The sequence below is a fragment of the Mitsuaria sp. TWR114 genome (assembly GCF_007997345.1).
Genome location: NZ_VOSR01000073.1, coordinates 1 through 16,810 on the forward strand (window position 1 = coordinate 1; position 16,810 = coordinate 16,810).

12 protein-coding genes and 2 pseudogenes are annotated in these 16,810 nt (G+C 69.6%); 6 read left to right on the forward strand and 8 right to left on the reverse strand.

Translation table 11 applies throughout. The features are described from left to right. Positions 1–292: 292 nt before the first annotated feature. The 3 genes from FUT87_RS03925 (at position 293) to FUT87_RS30300 (ending at position 5,554) form a co-directional block, all read left to right on the forward strand. Positions 293–3,148: a ribonucleoside-diphosphate reductase subunit alpha gene (locus FUT87_RS03925; RefSeq protein ID WP_404935356.1), complete on the forward strand. Its 2,856-nt coding sequence runs from the start codon at positions 293–295 to the stop codon at positions 3,146–3,148. A 386-nt stretch (positions 3,149–3,534) separates the two neighbouring features. Beyond that, positions 3,535–4,707, forward strand: a complete 1,173-nt coding sequence (locus FUT87_RS03930; RefSeq protein ID WP_091727066.1) for a ribonucleotide-diphosphate reductase subunit beta — start codon at positions 3,535–3,537, stop codon at positions 4,705–4,707. A 223-nt stretch (positions 4,708–4,930) separates the two neighbouring features. Then, on the forward strand, positions 4,931–5,554 hold the full coding sequence (locus tag FUT87_RS30300) for a histone (RefSeq protein ID WP_091727062.1): 624 nt from the start codon (positions 4,931–4,933) through the stop codon (positions 5,552–5,554). A 169-nt stretch (positions 5,555–5,723) separates the two neighbouring features. Here FUT87_RS30300 and FUT87_RS31585 read toward each other — a convergent pair. From FUT87_RS31585 to FUT87_RS03955, 4 genes and pseudogenes are all read right to left on the reverse strand, one after another. Beyond that, a pseudogene (locus FUT87_RS31585) lies at positions 5,724–6,274 on the reverse strand (DUF3426 domain-containing protein). After that, on the reverse strand, positions 6,247–6,570 hold the full coding sequence (locus tag FUT87_RS28375) for a hypothetical protein (RefSeq protein WP_186830349.1): 324 nt from the start codon (positions 6,568–6,570) through the stop codon (positions 6,247–6,249). Before FUT87_RS28375 ends, FUT87_RS31585 begins: the two are co-directional and overlap by 28 nt. 39 nt (positions 6,571–6,609) lie before the next feature. Next, positions 6,610–8,480 (reverse strand): annotated as a pseudogene (gene sctC / locus FUT87_RS03945) (type III secretion system outer membrane ring subunit SctC). Beyond that, positions 8,480–8,710: a hypothetical protein gene (locus FUT87_RS03955; protein WP_091733528.1), complete on the reverse strand. Its 231-nt coding sequence runs from the start codon at positions 8,708–8,710 to the stop codon at positions 8,480–8,482. Before FUT87_RS03955 ends, sctC begins: the two are co-directional and overlap by 1 nt. Positions 8,711–8,974: 264 nt before the next feature. Between FUT87_RS03955 and FUT87_RS03960 the strand changes: the two genes are divergently transcribed. The 3 genes from FUT87_RS03960 to FUT87_RS03970 all read left to right on the forward strand — a co-directional run bounded on the left by FUT87_RS03960 (position 8,975) and on the right by FUT87_RS03970 (position 12,619). Then, positions 8,975–9,388, forward strand: coding sequence for a hypothetical protein (locus FUT87_RS03960; RefSeq protein ID WP_147240155.1), 414 nt, complete (start codon positions 8,975–8,977; stop codon positions 9,386–9,388). Between the two features lie 13 nt (positions 9,389–9,401). Beyond that, positions 9,402–10,127 (forward strand): lytic transglycosylase domain-containing protein, encoded by a 726-nt coding sequence (locus FUT87_RS03965; RefSeq protein ID WP_147240156.1) that lies wholly within the window; start codon positions 9,402–9,404, stop codon positions 10,125–10,127. 224 nt (positions 10,128–10,351) lie between these two features. Continuing rightward, positions 10,352–12,619, forward strand: a complete 2,268-nt coding sequence (locus FUT87_RS03970) for an ankyrin repeat domain-containing protein (RefSeq protein ID WP_147240157.1) — start codon at positions 10,352–10,354, stop codon at positions 12,617–12,619. A gap of 33 nt (positions 12,620–12,652) precedes the next feature. Here FUT87_RS03970 and FUT87_RS03975 read toward each other — a convergent pair whose 3' ends face one another. The 4 genes from FUT87_RS03975 to sctT form a co-directional block, all read right to left on the reverse strand. Beyond that, positions 12,653–14,140 (reverse strand): helix-turn-helix transcriptional regulator, encoded by a 1,488-nt coding sequence (locus FUT87_RS03975; RefSeq protein WP_147240158.1) that lies wholly within the window; start codon positions 14,138–14,140, stop codon positions 12,653–12,655. Positions 14,141–14,404: 264 nt separating this feature from the next. Next, entirely contained in the window at positions 14,405–14,863 is a 459-nt protein-coding gene (locus FUT87_RS03980) for a hypothetical protein (RefSeq protein WP_091733537.1), read from the reverse strand. A 76-nt stretch (positions 14,864–14,939) separates the two neighbouring features. Then, positions 14,940–15,749, reverse strand: a complete 810-nt coding sequence (locus tag FUT87_RS03985; RefSeq protein WP_147240159.1) for a hypothetical protein — start codon at positions 15,747–15,749, stop codon at positions 14,940–14,942. A 122-nt stretch (positions 15,750–15,871) separates the two neighbouring features. Beyond that, positions 15,872–16,699, reverse strand: a complete 828-nt coding sequence (sctT, locus tag FUT87_RS03990) for a type III secretion system export apparatus subunit SctT (RefSeq protein ID WP_222617039.1) — start codon at positions 16,697–16,699, stop codon at positions 15,872–15,874. Positions 16,700–16,810: the final 111 nt, after the last annotated feature.

A 16,810-nucleotide genomic window follows, 5' to 3' on the forward strand; every position in this document is an offset into this window, starting at 1 on the left:
TGGCGGACGTCAAGGGCGATGACGCTACCGCTAGTTCCTTGAAGGTGCTGCGACCACTAGATATAGTGTTTTGCATGCTATCCTGCTGACTTCGCAAACACGGCGATGAATGCTCCCTCAGACGTCTTGCCCGCGCTGCCGACCCCTTGGTCGGAGGACCGGGAATCCCAAGTCCGGGCGCATCAGCAGCATCGCCAACATCACCTGACCCCCTGATCGCCGGGCCCTTCGGACAAGCCGGGCCGGGCGAAGCTTTTTTGTTTTTCCAGACACCAGAACAGACGAGGATCCCATGCAGACTGTCGCCGCCACACCGACCGCTGAAACGGGCCTGGCCCAGGCTCCGCGCGAGTCCGCCGCCGCTTCGGCCAGCTTCCCGCAGCACCAGATCATCCGCCGCAACGGCGCGGTGGTGCACTTCGAGCCGAGCAAGGTGGCCGTGGCGATGATGAAGGCCTTCCTCGCGGTGCACGGCACCAGCGGTGCGGCGTCCGCCAGCGTGCGCGAGACCGTCGACGCGCTGACCGATTCGGTGACGCGCGCGCTGCTGCGCTCGCGCCCGGCCGGCGGCACCTTCCACATCGAGGACGTGCAGGACCACGTCGAGCTGGCGCTGATGCGCGGCGGCCACCATGAAGTGGCGCGCGCCTACGTGCTGTACCGCGAGCGCCGCACCCAGGAGCGCGCCGCCCAGGGCGAGCAGCGCCAGGCCGCGGTGCTGGAGTCCGGCATCTCGGTGGTCGAGAACGGCGTGCGGGTGCCGCTCGACCTGAACAAGCTGGCGGCGCTGATCTCGTCGAGCTGCGAGAACCTGGGCGCCGACGTCAAGCCGGATCCGATCCTGGCCGAGACCAAGCGCAACCTGTACGACGGCGTTCCGATGGACGAGGTCTACAAGGCCGCCATCCTGGCCGCGCGCACGCTGATCGAGAAGGACCCGGGCTACACCCGGGCCACCGCCCGCCTGCTGCTGCACACGATCCGCAAGGAGATCCTGGGCCGCGAGGTCACGCAGGCCGAGATGGCCACCGCGTACGCCGACTACTTCCCCGGCTTTATCAAGAAGGGCGTGCAGGCGGAGCTGCTGGACGAGAAGCTGCAGCAGTACGACCTGGCCAAGCTGGGCGCCGCGCTGAAGGCCGAGCGCGACCTGCAGTTCGACTACCTGGGCCTGCAGACGCTGTTCGACCGCTACTTCCTGCATGTGGACGGCACCCGCATCGAGATGCCGCAGGCCTTCTTCATGCGCGTGGCCATGGGCCTGGCGCTGAACGAGATCGACCGCGAAGCCCGAGCCATCGAGTTCTACGAAGTCCTGTCGACCTTCGACTTCATGAGCTCCACGCCGACGCTGTTCAACTCGGGCACGCGCCGCTCGCAGCTGTCGAGCTGCTACCTGACGACGGTGGCCGACGACCTGGACGGCATCTATGAAGCGCTGAAGGAAAACGCGCTGCTGTCCAAGTTCGCTGGCGGACTGGGCAACGACTGGACGCCGGTGCGCGCGCTGGGCTCGCACATCAAGGGCACGAACGGCAAGTCGCAAGGCGTGGTCCCGTTCCTGAAGGTGGTCAACGACACCGCCGTCGCGGTGAACCAGGGCGGCAAGCGCAAGGGCGCCGTCTGCGCCTACCTGGAGACGTGGCACCTGGACATCGAGGAATTCCTCGAGCTGCGCAAGAACACCGGTGACGACCGGCGCCGCACCCACGACATGAACACGGCGAACTGGATTCCCGACCTGTTCATGAAGCGCGTCATCGAAGGCGGCGACTGGACGCTGTTCAGCCCGTCCACCTGCCCGGACCTGCACGACCTGTTCGGCAAGGAATTCGAGGTCGCCTACACGGCCTATGAAGCCAAGGTCGACCGCGGCGAGCTCAAGCTGCACAAGCGCATGCCGGCCCGCGACCTCTGGCGCAAGATGCTGACGATGCTGTTCGAGACGGGCCATCCCTGGATCACGTTCAAGGACGCCTGCAACGTGCGCTCGCCGCAGCAGCATGTCGGCGTCGTGCACTCGTCCAACCTGTGCACCGAGATCACGCTGAACACCAACGACAACGAGATCGCGGTCTGCAACCTGGGCTCGGTCAACCTGTCGCAGCATCTGAAGGACGGCAAGATCGACCAGGAGAAGCTGAAGAAGACGGTGTCGACGGCGATGCGCATGCTCGACAACGTCATCGACATCAACTACTACGCGGTCAAGAAGGCGCGCGACTCCAACCTGCGCCACCGTCCGGTGGGCCTGGGCATCATGGGCTTCCAGGATGCGCTGTACCAGCTGCGCGTGCCCTACGCCTCCGACGCCGCGGTCGAGTTCGCCGACCGCTCGATGGAAGCCGTCTGCTATCACGCCTACTGGGCTTCGACCGAACTGGCCGCCGAGCGTGGCCGCTACAGCAGCTACCGCGGCTCGCTGTGGGACCGCGGCATCCTGCCGATCGACTCGCTGAACCTGCTGGCCGAAGCCCGCGGCGGTTACGTCGACGTGGACCGCTCGTCGTCGCTGGACTGGGACGCGCTGCGCGCCAAGATCGCCCGTGACGGCATGCGCAACAGCAACTGCGTGGCGATCGCGCCGACCGCGACGATCTCCAACATCATCGGCGTCGACGCGTCGATCGAGCCCTGCTTCGGCAACCTGTCGGTGAAGTCCAACCTGTCGGGCGAGTTCACCGTGGTGAACGAGCACCTGGTCCGCGACCTCAAGAAGCTGGGCCTGTGGGACGACGTGATGGTCATGGACCTCAAGCACTTCGACGGCTCGCTGCGCCGCATCGACCGCGTGCCCGAGGAACTCAAGCACCTGTACGCCACCGCGTTCGAAGTGGATCCGGTGTGGCTGGTGGAAGCCGCCGCGCGCCGCCAGAAGTGGATCGACCAGGCGCAGAGCCTGAACATCTACATGGCCGGTGCCTCGGGCAAGCGCCTGGACGAGACCTACAAGCTGGCGTGGCAGCGTGGCCTGAAGACCACCTACTACCTCCGCACGATGGGCGCGACGCATGCCGAGAAGAGCACCGTGCAGAACGCCGGCCAGCTCAACGCGGTGAGCAGCGGCATCGGTGGCCTGAGCGCCGCGCCGGTCGCGGCGGCACCGGTTGCCGTCGCGCGATCGAGACTTCGGTCTCGCCGGATCTGAGCGCCGTGTCGCCGGCGACGGACGTCAAGTTCTGCGCCATCGACGACCCCGGTTGCGAGGCCTGCCAGTAATCGAAACAGGAGGTGTCGACGTCATGCGTCGACACCTCCGACGCTCGCGATGCGAGTGTTCATCGATGTTCGCGGCGATCGGCGTTTTTTCCGCCCGGCCTCGCGAGCGATCGATGAATGCTTGATCGGACGTCCGCTCCGGCTCCCGCCGCGTGTCGTGATCGCGCGGCATCGCACTCATCAGGAGATGCGACGCACGTGGTCCGACGCGTCGAATGCGATGCGGACCAGCAACAGCGAAGCGGCGTCAAAGTCAAGAAGTCCTTTGTGTTTGAACACAACACTCCGATAATCCGCGACCATAGGAAGACCACCATGCTGGTTTGGGAAGAAGACCGTCAACCTTCGAGCAACGCGCCGCAGTCGGGCGCATCGATCCACGCAGCGACGCAAGCCGTCGCGCGTGATGCCGCCGCCTCCGCGGCGGGTTCGGTGTCCTCTTCTGCCTCGTCGATCGCCAACGCGAGCGAGCGCCGTGTGAACGTCGCCGACAAACGCATCATCAACGGCCAGACCGACGTCAACCAGCTGGTCCCGTTCAAGTACAAGTGGGCGTGGGAGAAGTACCTCGCCACCTGCGCGAATCACTGGATGCCGCAGGAAGTGAACATGTCCCGCGACATCGCGCTGTGGAAGGACCCGAACGGTCTGACCGACGATGAACGCAGAATCATCAAGCGCAACCTCGGCTTCTTCGTGACCGCCGATTCGCTGGCCGCCAACAACATCGTGCTGGGCACCTACCGCCACATCACGGCCCCCGAAGCCCGCCAGTTCCTGCTGCGCCAGGCCTTCGAGGAAGCGATCCACACCCACGCCTACCAATACATCGTCGAGTCGCTGGGCCTGGACGAGAGCGAGATCTTCAACGCCTATCACGAGGTGCAGTCGATCCGCGACAAGGACGAATTCCTGATCCCGTTCATCGACGCGATCATGGATCCCAACTTCGTCACCGGCACCCCGGAGAACGACCAGACGCTGCTCAAGTCGCTGATCGTCTTCGCCTGTCTGATGGAAGGCCTGTTCTTCTACGTCGGCTTCACGCAGATCCTGGCGCTGGGCCGCCAGAACAAGATGACCGGTGCCGCCGAGCAGTACCAGTACATCCTGCGCGACGAGTCGATGCACTGCAACTTCGGCATCGACCTGATCAACCAGATCAAGCTCGAGAACCCGCACCTGTGGACGCCTGAATTCCGCGCGGAGATCAAGGCGCTGTTCCAGAAGGCCGTGGAGCTCGAGTACCGCTACGCCGAGGACACGATGCCGCGCGGCGTGCTGGGCCTGAACGCGGCCATGTTCAAGGGCTACCTGCGCTACATCGCGAATCGTCGCGCGACGCAGATCGGCCTGGAAGCGCTCTTCCCGAACGAGGAAAACCCGTTCCCCTGGATGAGCGAAATGATTGACCTGAAGAAGGAACGCAACTTCTTCGAAACGCGAGTGATCGAATACCAATCGGGCGGCGCGCTGTCCTGGGACTGATGAAGTCCGAGGCGGAGTGACCCTCGAGCATTGTTTGTTGAAGAAGAGATCAAGCTTGGCGATGCGCCGACCGACCGACATAGAAGCGGCGGAGACGCACCGCAACCCGATTCACCGCACCGCGGAGCGCAACTCCCGCGCGTCGTGGGCGGTGAATACCTGCACCGGCATCAACCGGTTGATGACGGGCAGGGCTATTTCCACTTGATCAAGGAGAACTGAAATGGCAACTGCGAAGAAGGCCGCTCCGGCCAAGAAGGCGGCTCCGGCCAAGAAGGCCGCTGCGAAGAAGGCTCCGGCCGCGAAGAAGGCGGCTCCGGCCAAGAAGGCCGCGCCGGCGAAGAAGGCCGCTCCGGCCAAGAAGGCTGCGCCGGCGAAGAAGGCCGCTGCTGCGAAGAAGGCGGCGCCGGCGAAGAAGGCCGCTCCGGCCAAGAAGGCGGCTGCTGCGAAGAAGGCGGCACCGGCGAAGAAGGTTGCGGCCAAGAAGGCCGCACCGGCCAAGAAGGTCGCTGCCAAGAAGGCTGCGCCGGCCAAGAAGGCCTCCGCCGCCAAGAAGCCGCCGATCAAGGCCACTGCCAAGGCTGCGAAGCCCGCCGCGAAGAAGGCTGCGCCTGCCAAGAAGGCCGCTGCTGCGAAGAAGGCTGCCCCCAAGGCCGCCGCCAAGCCTGCTGCGAAGCCGGCTGCCAAGAAGGCTGCTGCTCCGAAGAAGGCCGCTGCACCGAAGAAGGCTGCTGCCAAGCCTGCCGCTGCCCCCGCTGCCAAGCCTGCCGCTGCGCCGGCCCCGGCTGCGAAGACCGCGCTGAGCCCGCAAGCCGCCTGGCCCTTCCCGACCGGCAACAAGCCCTGAGCTTGAACGATGACCGGACCTTCGGGTCCGGTTCGTCGAGCCCTCCGAACCCGGCGCAAGCCGGGTTTTTTCTTTGCGGCCTCCCATTGGGGTCGCCAAAGAAGAAGGGCGCCTGCGCGGCGCCCATCAGAGGGAGAAGGATCGTTCGGGCGGTGGCCCGTGTCCCCGGTCAGGGATAGAAGAGCTCGACCGAGTAGCCGCTGATCTTCTGCGCGCCGCTGTCGAAGACCAGCTGCAGCTGCTGGTCGGCGCCGGCCGGCAGCGCGACGCGGCCGGCCTGCATCTCGGCCGGCGAGAGCATGCGGCGCACGACCAGCACGCCACTCGCGTCGGTCAGGCTCAGGTCCACCCACGGCTGCGCCACTTCCCAATTGCTGCGATTGCGCAGGCTGATGCTGAAGCGGTAGTGGTTGGCGGCGCGGCCGGATTGAGGCTGCTGCTTTCGACGCTCAAGGCTTCGATGTGCTGCCAGGGCTTGATCTCCTGGCCCAGCGCCTGCGCCACCGAAACCAGCGCCGGCTTGGCCGTCGGGTACTGCGCCGCGATCGCCTCGCGGGCATGCCAGAGCAACTGGCCCATCAGCCCGAGCGCCAGGATCGTCGCGGCGCTGCCCAGCGCCAGGCGCACGCCGGGGCGATTCCAGCGTCGTGCCGACTCGGCCTGGCGCATGAAGCTCGGCAACTGGTCGGGCATCACGCTCGGTGAGCCCTGCGCGGACATCGCGTCCGCACTGGCGGTCGACGCGGCCGCGCGGCGGCATCGTCCACGGCGGCGCCGGACGCTGCGTTCAGCGTGGCGCCGGGCGTGGCGATCGGCGAGCCATTCAGCGAGCCGTTCAGCGGGGCGGCGAGGACCAGCACTTGACCGTTCTCCGTGAGTTCGAGGATCAGGGGTTCCGCGTGCCAGTCGACGAGCTGGATGTCGGCCTGCTCGTCCGCGGCGATGCGGTATGTCGATGCGCTCAACGGTAGGTGGACCCCCGCATGCACGCCGGTCAGGACACGAAGCTGTTTCATGGATTGCGAATGCCTGCGCGGGGTGGCGGACGGGGCGCTTCAACGGGCCAGCGGCGCGGTCGGCGCGCCCGGATCCACGTCGCCGGCCGGGGGCTGCGACAGGGCGGGCGCGGCGTTGCCGCCGACCAGCTTGGGCGTGATCAGGAACAGGCGCTCGGTGCGCGTGGCGCGGCTGCCGCTCCATCGGAACAGGCCGCCGACCAGCGGCACGTCCTTGAGCAGCGGCACGCCGGACTGCTGGTCGTGCTGGCCTCGACCATCAGGCCGCCGATGAGCAGGCTCTCGCCTTCGCGCACATGGGCCTCGGTGCGGATCTCCGTCTTCTTGAGCACCGGCACCGCGTCGACCGAGGTGGCCTCGAAGTTGCCGTCCTCGATGTAGAGCGAGAGCTTGATCTGGTTGACGCCGCCGCTGGACACCACCTGCGGCGTGACCTGGAGCAGGGTGCCGGCCTCGATCTGGTAGAGCTTCGCATCGAGGTTGCCGGCCACGCGCACCGTGGCCACGCGCTTCTCCTTCATCACCGCGGGCCGGTTGGCGACGCCCAGCACCGAGGGCTTGGAGACCACACGGGCCTTGCCTTCGCCCTGCATCGCGTTGATGCGCAGCATCAGCTGCCGGCCGGCATCCGCGACCAGCGTGCCGATGGTGTAGGTGCCATTGCCCAGCATCCCTTGCCCGCCGCCGGTCTGCGGCGGACCGCCACCGGGCGAGGTCACCGACAACTGGCCGCGGTTGCCCTGCACCGACCAGTCGATGCCCAGCGAGCGCGCGTTGTCCTCGCTGACGTCGATGATCATGGCCTGCAGCTCGACCAGCACCGGGCGCTGGTCCAGGCGCTGGATCAGCGCCTCGTACTCGCGCATGCGGTACGCGCGGCCCTGCACGATGACGGCGTTGGTGCCCTCGTCGGCTTCGAAGCGGGGCTGGTCCTCCTCGAAGTTGACGGGGCTCTTGAGCGTGCGCGCGCTCTGCCCCGGCTTGTCGGCGCCGCCGCCCGGCCCGTGGCCTTGCCCGGCGGAGGGCAGTTCCGGCACCAGCTTGCCGGCGCCGTACATCGACTGCATCGCCTTGATCTTCTGGTCGACCGGATTGGCCGGCTGGCCGCTCACGGTGTCGGGCTGCAGGCTCTGGGCGGCGTAGAGGTTGCGCAGGATGGAGGCGACGCCCGGCACGTTGCTTTCGCCGAGCAGGCGGTCGTTGGCGGACGCGAAGCGCAGGGGGAAGACACGCACGACGCGTTCGTTGCCCTCGGCGGCGCCCAGGTCCAGCGAGTCCAGCGCCTGCGCGATGAGGTCGATGTGGCGCGGCGGACCGTAGGCCAGCAGCGTGCGCTGCGCGTCGTTGAAACGCAGCGGGTAGCGCTTGTCGCCCAGGTTCAGCGAGTTCAGCAGCTCGGTGACCTCGCGCCGGCTGTAGCCCTTGAGCCGGAACATGCGGCTCTGCACCGCGCGCGCCGGATAGAAGTACAGCGCGGTGCCGTCGTCGTACCAGATCAGGCCGTAGGCCTTGGCGATGGCGCTGAGGAAGACCGGCGGCGAGCTGTCGAAGCTGGCGTTGACCACGCCGTCGACGCCATCGCCGACCACCGCCGGCACGCCCTGGCTCGCGGCGAAGTCCTGCAGCACGTCGGACAGGCGGCGGCTCTCGGCGCGGTAGACGAAGCGGCGCTCCAGGCGGCGGTCGCTGGTGGCCGCGCGGGTGCGGGGCTTGGCCGCGGAGGTGCCCGCCGGAGCGGGCGCCATCGGGGATGCGGCGGAGGCGGCGGACGTCGCGGACACGTTGGACGCGGCTGGTGCCGCGCCGCGCGCGTCCTGCGCCAGCAGCGTCGCGGGCGCGCTGCCCGAGCCCGCGACGGCCATCGCCACGCAGGCCGCGAGCGCGCGGCGCTGGAAGTCGGGCGCCCGCATCACAGCGGCTCCGCGTCGGGGTCGTCCTCGTCGGGCTCTTCTTCCTCGAAGAACTTGCCCAGCGCGTCTTTCATCATGCCTTGGCCGCCCTGGAAGATGCCGCTCACCACCTGCTGGAAGGCCTTGGACTGGGTGATGTCGCCGCCGCCGTCATCGCTGGGCGGCACCGGCGTGCTGCCGGGCGTCGAGGGGCTGGGGCCGCCCACTCCGTTGACACCATTCACCGACATAGTCAGCTCCTTCTTGTTGACGATGCGGAGGCTAGGGCGCGGGTCAGCGGTGAGAGGTCGGTGACACGAAGCGGCGTCCGTGACCGCGAACCGGTGGCGGGCGGGGTGGCGGTTGCGATCGGCGCAGCGCGCGTTCGCATGCGCAGACGGGCCTTCGCCCGGCGCCGGCCGGGCCTGCGGTCGATGCGGACACTGCGACGGGACCGGGCCGCGCGCATGGCGCTGGCGTCCCGCGCCTTCCTTCAAGCCTCAACAGGAGCCCCCATGCTGACTGCCCCCTCGCTGGCCGCCGCCGGATACAACGACTTCTTCGCCTCGCTGCAAACGGTGCAGATGACCGTGCAGACGCAGGTCGATCGCTTCCAGGCGCTGATGCTGGAGATCAAGCGCGTCAGCGCCGCGCGCCAGGACGACGAGAGCCTGCGCCGCGCCGGCGAGATCGCGCTGAAGCTGCATCGCGTGCACACGCTGCTGTTCGGTGGTGCGCTGATGGCGCAGCCGCAGGACGCGACGACTGGTGCCGGCACCGCTGCCGCCGACGGCGACGCGATCGACCTGGACGGCGCGATGGCGGAGTTCTCTTCGCTGCTGAGCCGCACCCGGCTGGCCTCGACCGAGGCCGAGCTGCTGCTGGCGCAGGCGAGCGAGGAACTGGCCGCGCTGCGCGGCGAGGCCTGATGGAGTCCCGGCGATGACAGCCGGACCTCGCGCCTTCCGACCCGCCCTCCGCCCCGCCTTCCGCCCCGCCTTCTGGCCGGCCGTGTGCGCCGCGGCGATGGTCGCCGGCCCCGCGGACGCCGGCGTGCGTTATCGCTGCGAGTTGCTGGACGGCAGTGAGCGGGTCGCGCTGGAGGACCTGTCGGCGCGGTTCAGCGCGGCGGTGCGTCGATGCACGGCCTTCGAGGTCGCCGACCTGCCGGGGCCACGCATCGAGACCGAGTTCACGACGCTCGCCTTCACGCGACCGAGGCCGTCGCCCGCGCCGCTGACCTGGCGGACCAACCCGCAGCCCCTGGCGCTCGGCGCGCCGCACCTGCAGCGCATGGTGCAGCAGGCCAGTCGCAAGCATGGGCTGGACCCGCGCCTGGTGGGCGCGCTGGTGCATGTGGAGTCGGCCTACCAGACGCAGGCGCGCTCGCCCAAGGGCGCGCTCGGCCTGATGCAGATCATGCCGGCGACGGGCGCGCGCTACGGCGTCGCGTCCAGGCAGGACCTGCTCGACCCGGCCACCAACATCGACGTCGGCGCGCGTTACCTGCGCGACCTCAACGAGATGTTCGATGGACGCGTCGACCTGGTGCTGGCTGCCTACAACGCGGGCGAGGGCGCGGTGAAGCGATATGGCAACCGCATCCCGCCGTATCGCGAGACGCAGGACTACGTGCGCAAGATCCTGAAGCTCTACGAAGGGGAGTGAGCGGCGATGGGCATCCACCGCCTGCCGCCATCGCCGCGCTTGCCGACGAGACCGGCGACGGTCGGTGCGCAGGCCGGCGCGTCGACCGGAGGGGCGTCCAGCGCGTCGTCCTCCTCGGATCCCGGCGGCATGCCGGCCTGCGGCTTGCTGAACGGCCTGCTGCGGATCGGTCGGCCACCGTCGGCCCGGTCGCCCGCCAGCGAGGCGCTGGCGGCGATGTCGACATGGCCCTCTTGCTGCTGTCCGCCGCCACACTCGACGTCAACGCGACCAATGCCAAGGGCAGGACGCCCTTGCACCAGGCGGTGGAGCGCTCGAACGCGCTGATCGTCGGCGCGCTGCTGGCGCACGAGGCGATCCGGCCGGACCTGCGCGACGCCCAGGGCGACACCGCCTTGCATGTCGCCACCGAGCGCGACGACGCCTTGTGCCTGGAGCTGCTGCTCGATGCGCCCGGGGTGGCGGTCAATCCGGCCAATGCCCGGGGGCAATCGCCGCTGCGGCTCGCGATCGAGACCGGCAAGCTGGAGGCGGCGCGTGCCTTGCTCGAGAACTGGCGGGTCGATGTCGACGCGCTGGAAGGGCCGCAGGGGACCCATCTCCTGCATCGCATGGCGGCCGAGGGCGGCTTCGAGCCGGCATTGGTGACCCTGCTGGCGTCGCATCCGCTGCTGGCCAATCGCCCCGATGGCCACGGCCATACGCCGCTGGACCTGGCCATCGCCAACGACCAGCATGCGGCGCTGGCCGCGCTGCTGGGCAGCGACCGGGTCGAGACCGAACGGCTCGACGAGCAGCTCCGCGGCCCGCTGCAGCAGGCGCTGGAGCGCATCGCCGAAACATCCGCGGGCCATCGGCGGGACCGCCGCATCAAGACGCTGCGGGTGCTGATGAACGCGCGCACCATCGATCCCAACGAGATCTTCGCCAATGGCGAGACCTTGCTCACCCAGCTGTGCGCCCGGCCCGCGGGCGACGATCCGCGTGGCGGGCAGGCGCTCGCATCGGCCACGCTGGCCGAGCTGCTCAAGCGCAGCGACGGCCGGCTCGACCTGAACAAGGCCAACGCCCATGGCAGGACGCCGCTGGAGGTCGCGGCCGGTACGGCCGACACCGCCGACGCGGGCAACGCGGGCAATGCGGCCAACACGGGCAACGCCGATCTGCTGCGCCTCCTGCTGAAGGACGCCGGGGCCGATCCCAACGTGCTGGTGGGCTGGCTGACGGCCTCGCCGGAGCAGGCCCATCGGCGGCTGCATCCGCATGGCCAGCGACTGTCGCGGGCCGAGCTCGAGCGCTTCGTCGACAGCACCCTGGCGCAGTGGGCCGACAAGCCGGATGCCTCGGGCCGGCGCAACCGCCTGGCCCATGTCGCCAATGCCGCGCTGGGCGCGCGGTTGGCCGCGCGCGAACGCGCCGACCTAGCGGCGGGCCGTGCGCCGCCGGCGGACTGCGCCAAGGGCGCCGTGTTCCGGTTGTCGCTCGCGGTGGAGCAGTGCCTGGACACGCAGCAATATCGGCCGCTGGCCGAGCGGGCGGCCGCGCTGCTGGCGCAGGCGCCCGCCGGCCAGCGCGCCTTCAACCTCCAAGGCGTGGAGGTGTCCCGCACCGAGATCGAGTCCTGGGCCGCGGGCAAGCTGCCGGAGGGCGGCGTGAACCGCCTGATCGATGCCCGCGTCGCGCAGGCCGGGCTGGCCAATGCGCACAACATCGGCCTGACCGCGCGTGGCCACCTGATCATGCAGGCCATCCGCGAGCGGCTTCCCGCCGAGCGGCTGACCGAAGCGCAATGCATCGCCGCGGTGCGCGCTGCCATTCAAGCGGCGCCGGACGTCGATGCCGACTGGCGGCGCCAGGCGGCGCTCGGCCTGGACATGGCCCTCGCGCACACCACGCGGGTCGGTGAAGGCCTGGACACCACGGTCGGCGAGGCGCTGACGACGATGTGGAACCACATCGCGTCGCAGGCCGCGCCCGCATCGCCGGACGAGTCCGGGGCCGACGCGGCACGGCGGCGGGCGTTGCACGGCGCGCTGACGCGCTCGCTGCTCGACAGCATGGTCGACATGAGCGCGGGCTACTGCGATACCGGCTGCGTGCAGCGCATCCTCTACTGCGTCGACGGCATCGACCTCTCGCTGCTGCCCGCGGAGCCGACCGCTGAGCTCATCCGCGACGAAATCGGCACGCTGGCGGGCCGGGTGAACAACCGGTTCGAAGCGCTCTACGGCGACAGCGAGGCCGACCTGAAGGCCAAGGGCGAGGGGGTGGCCAAGGCCTGCGCCGATGGCACGCCATTGAGCGCGAAGGAGCGCAAGCTCATCGCGCGCTACCAGCGCCAGCGGCCGATCGACGAGCAGTTGGTGATCCAGCTGAAGCAGGACCTGCTCGAGGCGGCCGTCGTCGGCGAGCTCGTCGAGCGCCGGGGCTGGAGCCCGGCCGCCGTGCGGCCCGAGCTCGACCGGACGAAGGCGTTCATGAACGACCTGTGATCGCCCCGGGACCGTGAAGGCCCCGGGCGCCGCTCAGCCGTGCAGGCGCGTCGCCGTGGCTTCGTCTTCGGTCGTGCCGCGCAGCGTCTGCGTCGGCGTCTCGTCGAAGCGGCTGCGGTAGTTGTGGACCAGCGTCGAGCGGTTCTTCACGCCCCAGCGGGAGGCCACCTCGAGCACGCCGGCCTCGCCGCCGCCGGCCTGCAGGTCGCCGTGGATGCGCTCGACGCGGCGGGTGCGGATCATCTCCGCCGGCGTGACGCCCAGGTGGGTGCGGAAGGCCAGTTGCAGCGCGCGCTCGGTGACGCCGACATGCGCGGCGACCTGGCGCACCGACAGATGCTCATCGGTCAGGTGATCCATCATGAACTGGTAGGCGCGGCGATAACGCAGCGGCAGCCGCAGCTTGGCCGGATCGCCGGCATCGCCGCCGGCCTTGGCCTGTTGCAGGAAACCCGGCGCGCGACCGGCGGCCGCGTAGGTGCGCAGCGACTGCACCGCGTGCTGCGTGTGCAGGCGGTACAGCCGCAGTGCGTCGAGGTGGCGGCCCTGCTGCTGGTGCAGCTTGGCCTGGCAGTACTGCAGCTCCAGCGCGTGACGGCTGCGGTGCATCTGCTGCTCGTTGAAGGTCAGCGGCGCCAGCAGCTCCGAGGCGGCGTGCGACGCGCCGCGGCCCATCAGCATCAGCGCGCCCTCGATGCGGGCCTGGGTCTCGAACTCGCTCAGGCGGCGGTCGCGCAGCCAGGCCAGCTGGTGGGCGACCTGGGCCGCGGCGGCCGGACCGGTGCAGTCCGCGGCGAGCATGCGCCGCAGGTGATCCATGCGCGCCGCCACCAGCGGCGACCAGCTGCGGACCGCGTCCGCGGCCGCGCCGAGCTGCTGCTGCATCAGCGTGTTGTCGGGCGCCTCGGACGCGCCTTCGCGGTAGACCGAGCCCAGTGCGTGGTCGTTGAGCGCGTCGCCGCCGCGCTCGCGGTGCAGGGTCGCCAGTTCCAGCGCCATGCAGTCCACGAGCTGCGCGAAGCGCGGGTCGCCGAGCGAGGCGGCCAGGTTGCGCGCCGCGTCCAGCGAGCGCATCGCGCTGCCGCAGTCGCCGGCGCGCAGCATCGCCTGCGCGACGCCAGCCATCGCCTCGACACGGGCCGCCACCGGCGCGCGGGCGTCGTCGCCGACGGGGCCCAGGCAGTCGATCGCGCGGCCGGGCTTGTTCAGGTGCAGCAGCATCGCGCCCTGGTCCATCGCGCCGTACCAGCGCACCATGTGGCGCGACATCGCTTCGTAATGTCGCAGCTGGCGCTGGAACAGCTCCTCGGCGTCCTCCTCGCGGCCGCAGGCCAGCATCGCGCGGCCCAGCAACTGGCCCAGGGCCGCACGCTGCGGCGCGGCGTCGGGCGTGCGCTGCAGGCGCTCGAAGTGGTCGCCGCCCATCCGCAGCGCGGCGGGCAACTGGCCCTCCAGCGCCAGGCGGGCCAGTTCGCCATGCAGGGGCGCGGCGCGCAGCGAGGTCATTGCAAGCAGAAGCATGGAATCTCCATCGGGGTCGTGAACGGAATGACGCTCATGCTAGGAGGGAGCCCCTCGACGATGGATCACAAGGCCTCGGCGAAATCCTCACGAATCCTCTTTTCGTTTCCCGACAGTTTCACGGTGTTGCCGTGTCATTCGTGAACGGACGCAACAGCGCTTGCCGGTGCGCGGCGCGCGTGCAAAAGCGACGAGGCCCGCGCGTCTGTCGACGGGCGGGCCCGGGGGAGCGGCGCATGCCGCGAGGGACAAGAGGCGCCAGCGTCAGCCGGCCGCCTGCGCGATCTTCGTGCCGATGTCCTTGATCGCCTTGGCCTGCGCCTCGACGAAACCCTTGACCATCTGCAGCTGCGCCATGTCCATCTGGAACTTCATGTTGATCTCGTTGATCTCCCGGAGGTTGTCCATCGAGGTCTTGGCGTCCTCCTTGGCCTGCGTCGTGGACTCCTTGCCGCCGTTGGCCAGGATGCTGTTGGAGCTCTCGTTGTGCGGGCCCGGCTTGTTCGGACCGTCGGGGCCGCCGGGGCTCTGTGGCACCAGCCCGAATTTTTCGCCGATGCTCGCGCGCGGCGCCATGCCGGTGTCCGCGGAGGCGCGCGTCTGCAGGCCGATCGGCGCGTCCTGGGTCTGGGGCGGTGCCTGGAGGTCCGACGGCTTCAGCGGTGTCGGCTGGAAGTCCGACGGCCGGACCAGCGGGGTATTGATGCCGGAAATTTCGGGCATGGTGAGCTCCTGGGGATGGCTGCGTGGCAGCCGGGTGGGGAGGTGCGCGTCCTGGCCGGGCGCGCGGACGGGGAAATCAATCCTTGGGCAAGGGCCGCGCGCCGGTCTTCCACCGGGCCGCGAAGGCAGCGGTGACCGCGCCGGTGTCGCCCTCGGCACCGGTGAACAAGGCACGCGCCACCAGGCGCGGGCCGACCTCGCGGGCCAGCGGCTCCGCGGTCTCGCCGAGCTCCAGCCCGGGCTCGTTGAGCACGTGGCGGGCAACGCGCCGGGCGGCCTCGAGCAGCGCCCGCGTGGCCAGCGCCACCTCGGCCTCCGAGGCCGTCGCGCCGAGCGCGCAGCGCAGGCGCTTCACCACGGTCAGGCACTGCGGGGACTCGGAGAGCGCGGCCAGGCCGGCGATCGCTTCGGCCGTCAGGCGCGCGGTCTTCGCGACGAAGCAGCGCGAGGTGTCGACCACCAGCCGCCGCGACAGCGTGTCCACGTGCAGCGGATGGGCCCCCAGATCGCCGAGCACGCGCGGCGCGGCATCGACCAGCCGGCGATAGGCGAGGGCGTCCACATAGGCCTGGTCGAGCCCGCCGCGCAGGAACATCGCCAGCGACGGCGACAGCACGCCGGCGTGGCCGTTCACGAGTTGAGCCAGTCGCAGCTGCAGGCCTTCGACGCTGAAGCAGCGCACGGTCAGCAGCGTGTCGCCGCCTTCGGCCGCGCGGGCGGTCTTCCAGACCGTGCCGACGTCGACGTCGAACAGGCCGCCCTGGGCCGCGTCGTCGCGGCCGCGCCGCGGCAGCGGCGGGTCGAGCATCAGGTGCGGTGTCAGCGTCGCGTGCGCGGCCGTTGCCGCGGCGCCGCGCAGGGCGGTCGATGGTGAAGCCAAGGTCATGACGGGTCCTCCTTCCAAGGGACAGCTTGGGTGGGGACAGCATCCGCCTCGCGGCGGCGGCGCGCGCCGGGCAGGCGAAGCGGCATGGAGGGATACGAAACGCAACAGCCGCGCGCGGCGCCTCAATGGGCCGACTGGAACCAGGCCCCCAGGTCGCGTGCCATCGTGTGCAGCGCCAGCTGCGGCTTGACCTGGTCGAAGAACACCGCCACCAGCAGCACCAGCATCAGCAGCGCCACCGCGCCCTTGATCGGCTGGCTCAGGTTGTTGGGCTCGAGCTTGTCGGCCGTCTTGGAGATCAGGCCGATGCCCAGGTCGATCAGCAGCAGCACCATCACGACGGCGCTGCAGATCTTGATCATGGCCTGCAGGTAGCCGGTGATCTGCGCCTGCAGGAAGCGCTCGAGCAGGTTGGACCACTCGGGCATCGCGCGGTCCAGCGGCCACCACTGGAAGGATTCGAACAGCAGGCCCACCAGCGCCAGCAGCCCGCCCAGCAGGTAGAAGCCGCAGATCGCCAGCTGCGACAGCAGGTTGCCCACCGGGGTGCTCTGCTCGCCGCTGAGCGGATTGGTCTGCTGGACGTTGTTGTAGCCGGCCTGGTTGTCGATCAGCACGCCGATGCCCTCGGCCACCCAGAACACGGTGGAGACCGCGTAGCCCAGCAGCAGCCCGATCAGGCCCTCCTTGGCGATCAGCACGCACAGGGCGAAGGTCGACAGGCCGTCCACCACCTGCAGCGGCTGGCCGCAGGCGATGAAGATGCCGATGGTCAGGGCCAGGCCGTTGCGCACCACGCCCTGCAGCACCTGGTCGTTGGTGACCGGCAGCACCAGCATCGCGACGTAGCCGCGCAGGCTGCACAGCGCCAGCAGCGTCAGCAGGCTCTTGACCGATTCGCCGAGGTGGATGAGCGCCTCGGTGCCGCCCAGCGGATCCGCGGCCGCCATCTCAGGCCGCCTCCGGCAGCCGGAACAGCCGCCGCGTGTTGGCCGTGCATTGCGCCGCCAGGTCCTCGACCGGCACGCCGCGGACCTCGGCCACCAGCTTGGCCACATGCG

Excerpts from the sequence above, each read along its gene's own strand:
- FUT87_RS03925 (WP_404935356.1), top strand. The coding sequence starts at position 293 with ATGCAGACTGTCGCCGCCACACCGACCGCTGAAACGGGCCTGGCCCAG.
- FUT87_RS03930 (WP_091727066.1), top strand. The coding sequence starts at position 3,535 with ATGCTGGTTTGGGAAGAAGACCGTCAACCTTCGAGCAACGCGCCGCAG.
- FUT87_RS30300 (WP_091727062.1), top strand. The coding sequence starts at position 4,931 with ATGGCAACTGCGAAGAAGGCCGCTCCGGCCAAGAAGGCGGCTCCGGCC.
- FUT87_RS28375 (WP_186830349.1), bottom strand. The coding sequence starts at position 6,570 with ATGAAACAGCTTCGTGTCCTGACCGGCGTGCATGCGGGGGTCCACCTA.
- FUT87_RS03955 (WP_091733528.1), bottom strand. The coding sequence starts at position 8,710 with ATGTCGGTGAATGGTGTCAACGGAGTGGGCGGCCCCAGCCCCTCGACG.
- FUT87_RS03960 (WP_147240155.1), top strand. The coding sequence starts at position 8,975 with ATGCTGACTGCCCCCTCGCTGGCCGCCGCCGGATACAACGACTTCTTC.
- FUT87_RS03965 (WP_147240156.1), top strand. The coding sequence starts at position 9,402 with ATGACAGCCGGACCTCGCGCCTTCCGACCCGCCCTCCGCCCCGCCTTC.
- FUT87_RS03970 (WP_147240157.1), top strand. The coding sequence starts at position 10,352 with ATGGCCCTCTTGCTGCTGTCCGCCGCCACACTCGACGTCAACGCGACC.
- FUT87_RS03975 (WP_147240158.1), bottom strand. The coding sequence starts at position 14,140 with ATGCTTCTGCTTGCAATGACCTCGCTGCGCGCCGCGCCCCTGCATGGC.
- FUT87_RS03980 (WP_091733537.1), bottom strand. The coding sequence starts at position 14,863 with ATGCCCGAAATTTCCGGCATCAATACCCCGCTGGTCCGGCCGTCGGAC.
- FUT87_RS03985 (WP_147240159.1), bottom strand. The coding sequence starts at position 15,749 with ATGACCTTGGCTTCACCATCGACCGCCCTGCGCGGCGCCGCGGCAACG.
- sctT (WP_222617039.1), bottom strand. The coding sequence starts at position 16,699 with ATGGCGGCCGCGGATCCGCTGGGCGGCACCGAGGCGCTCATCCACCTC.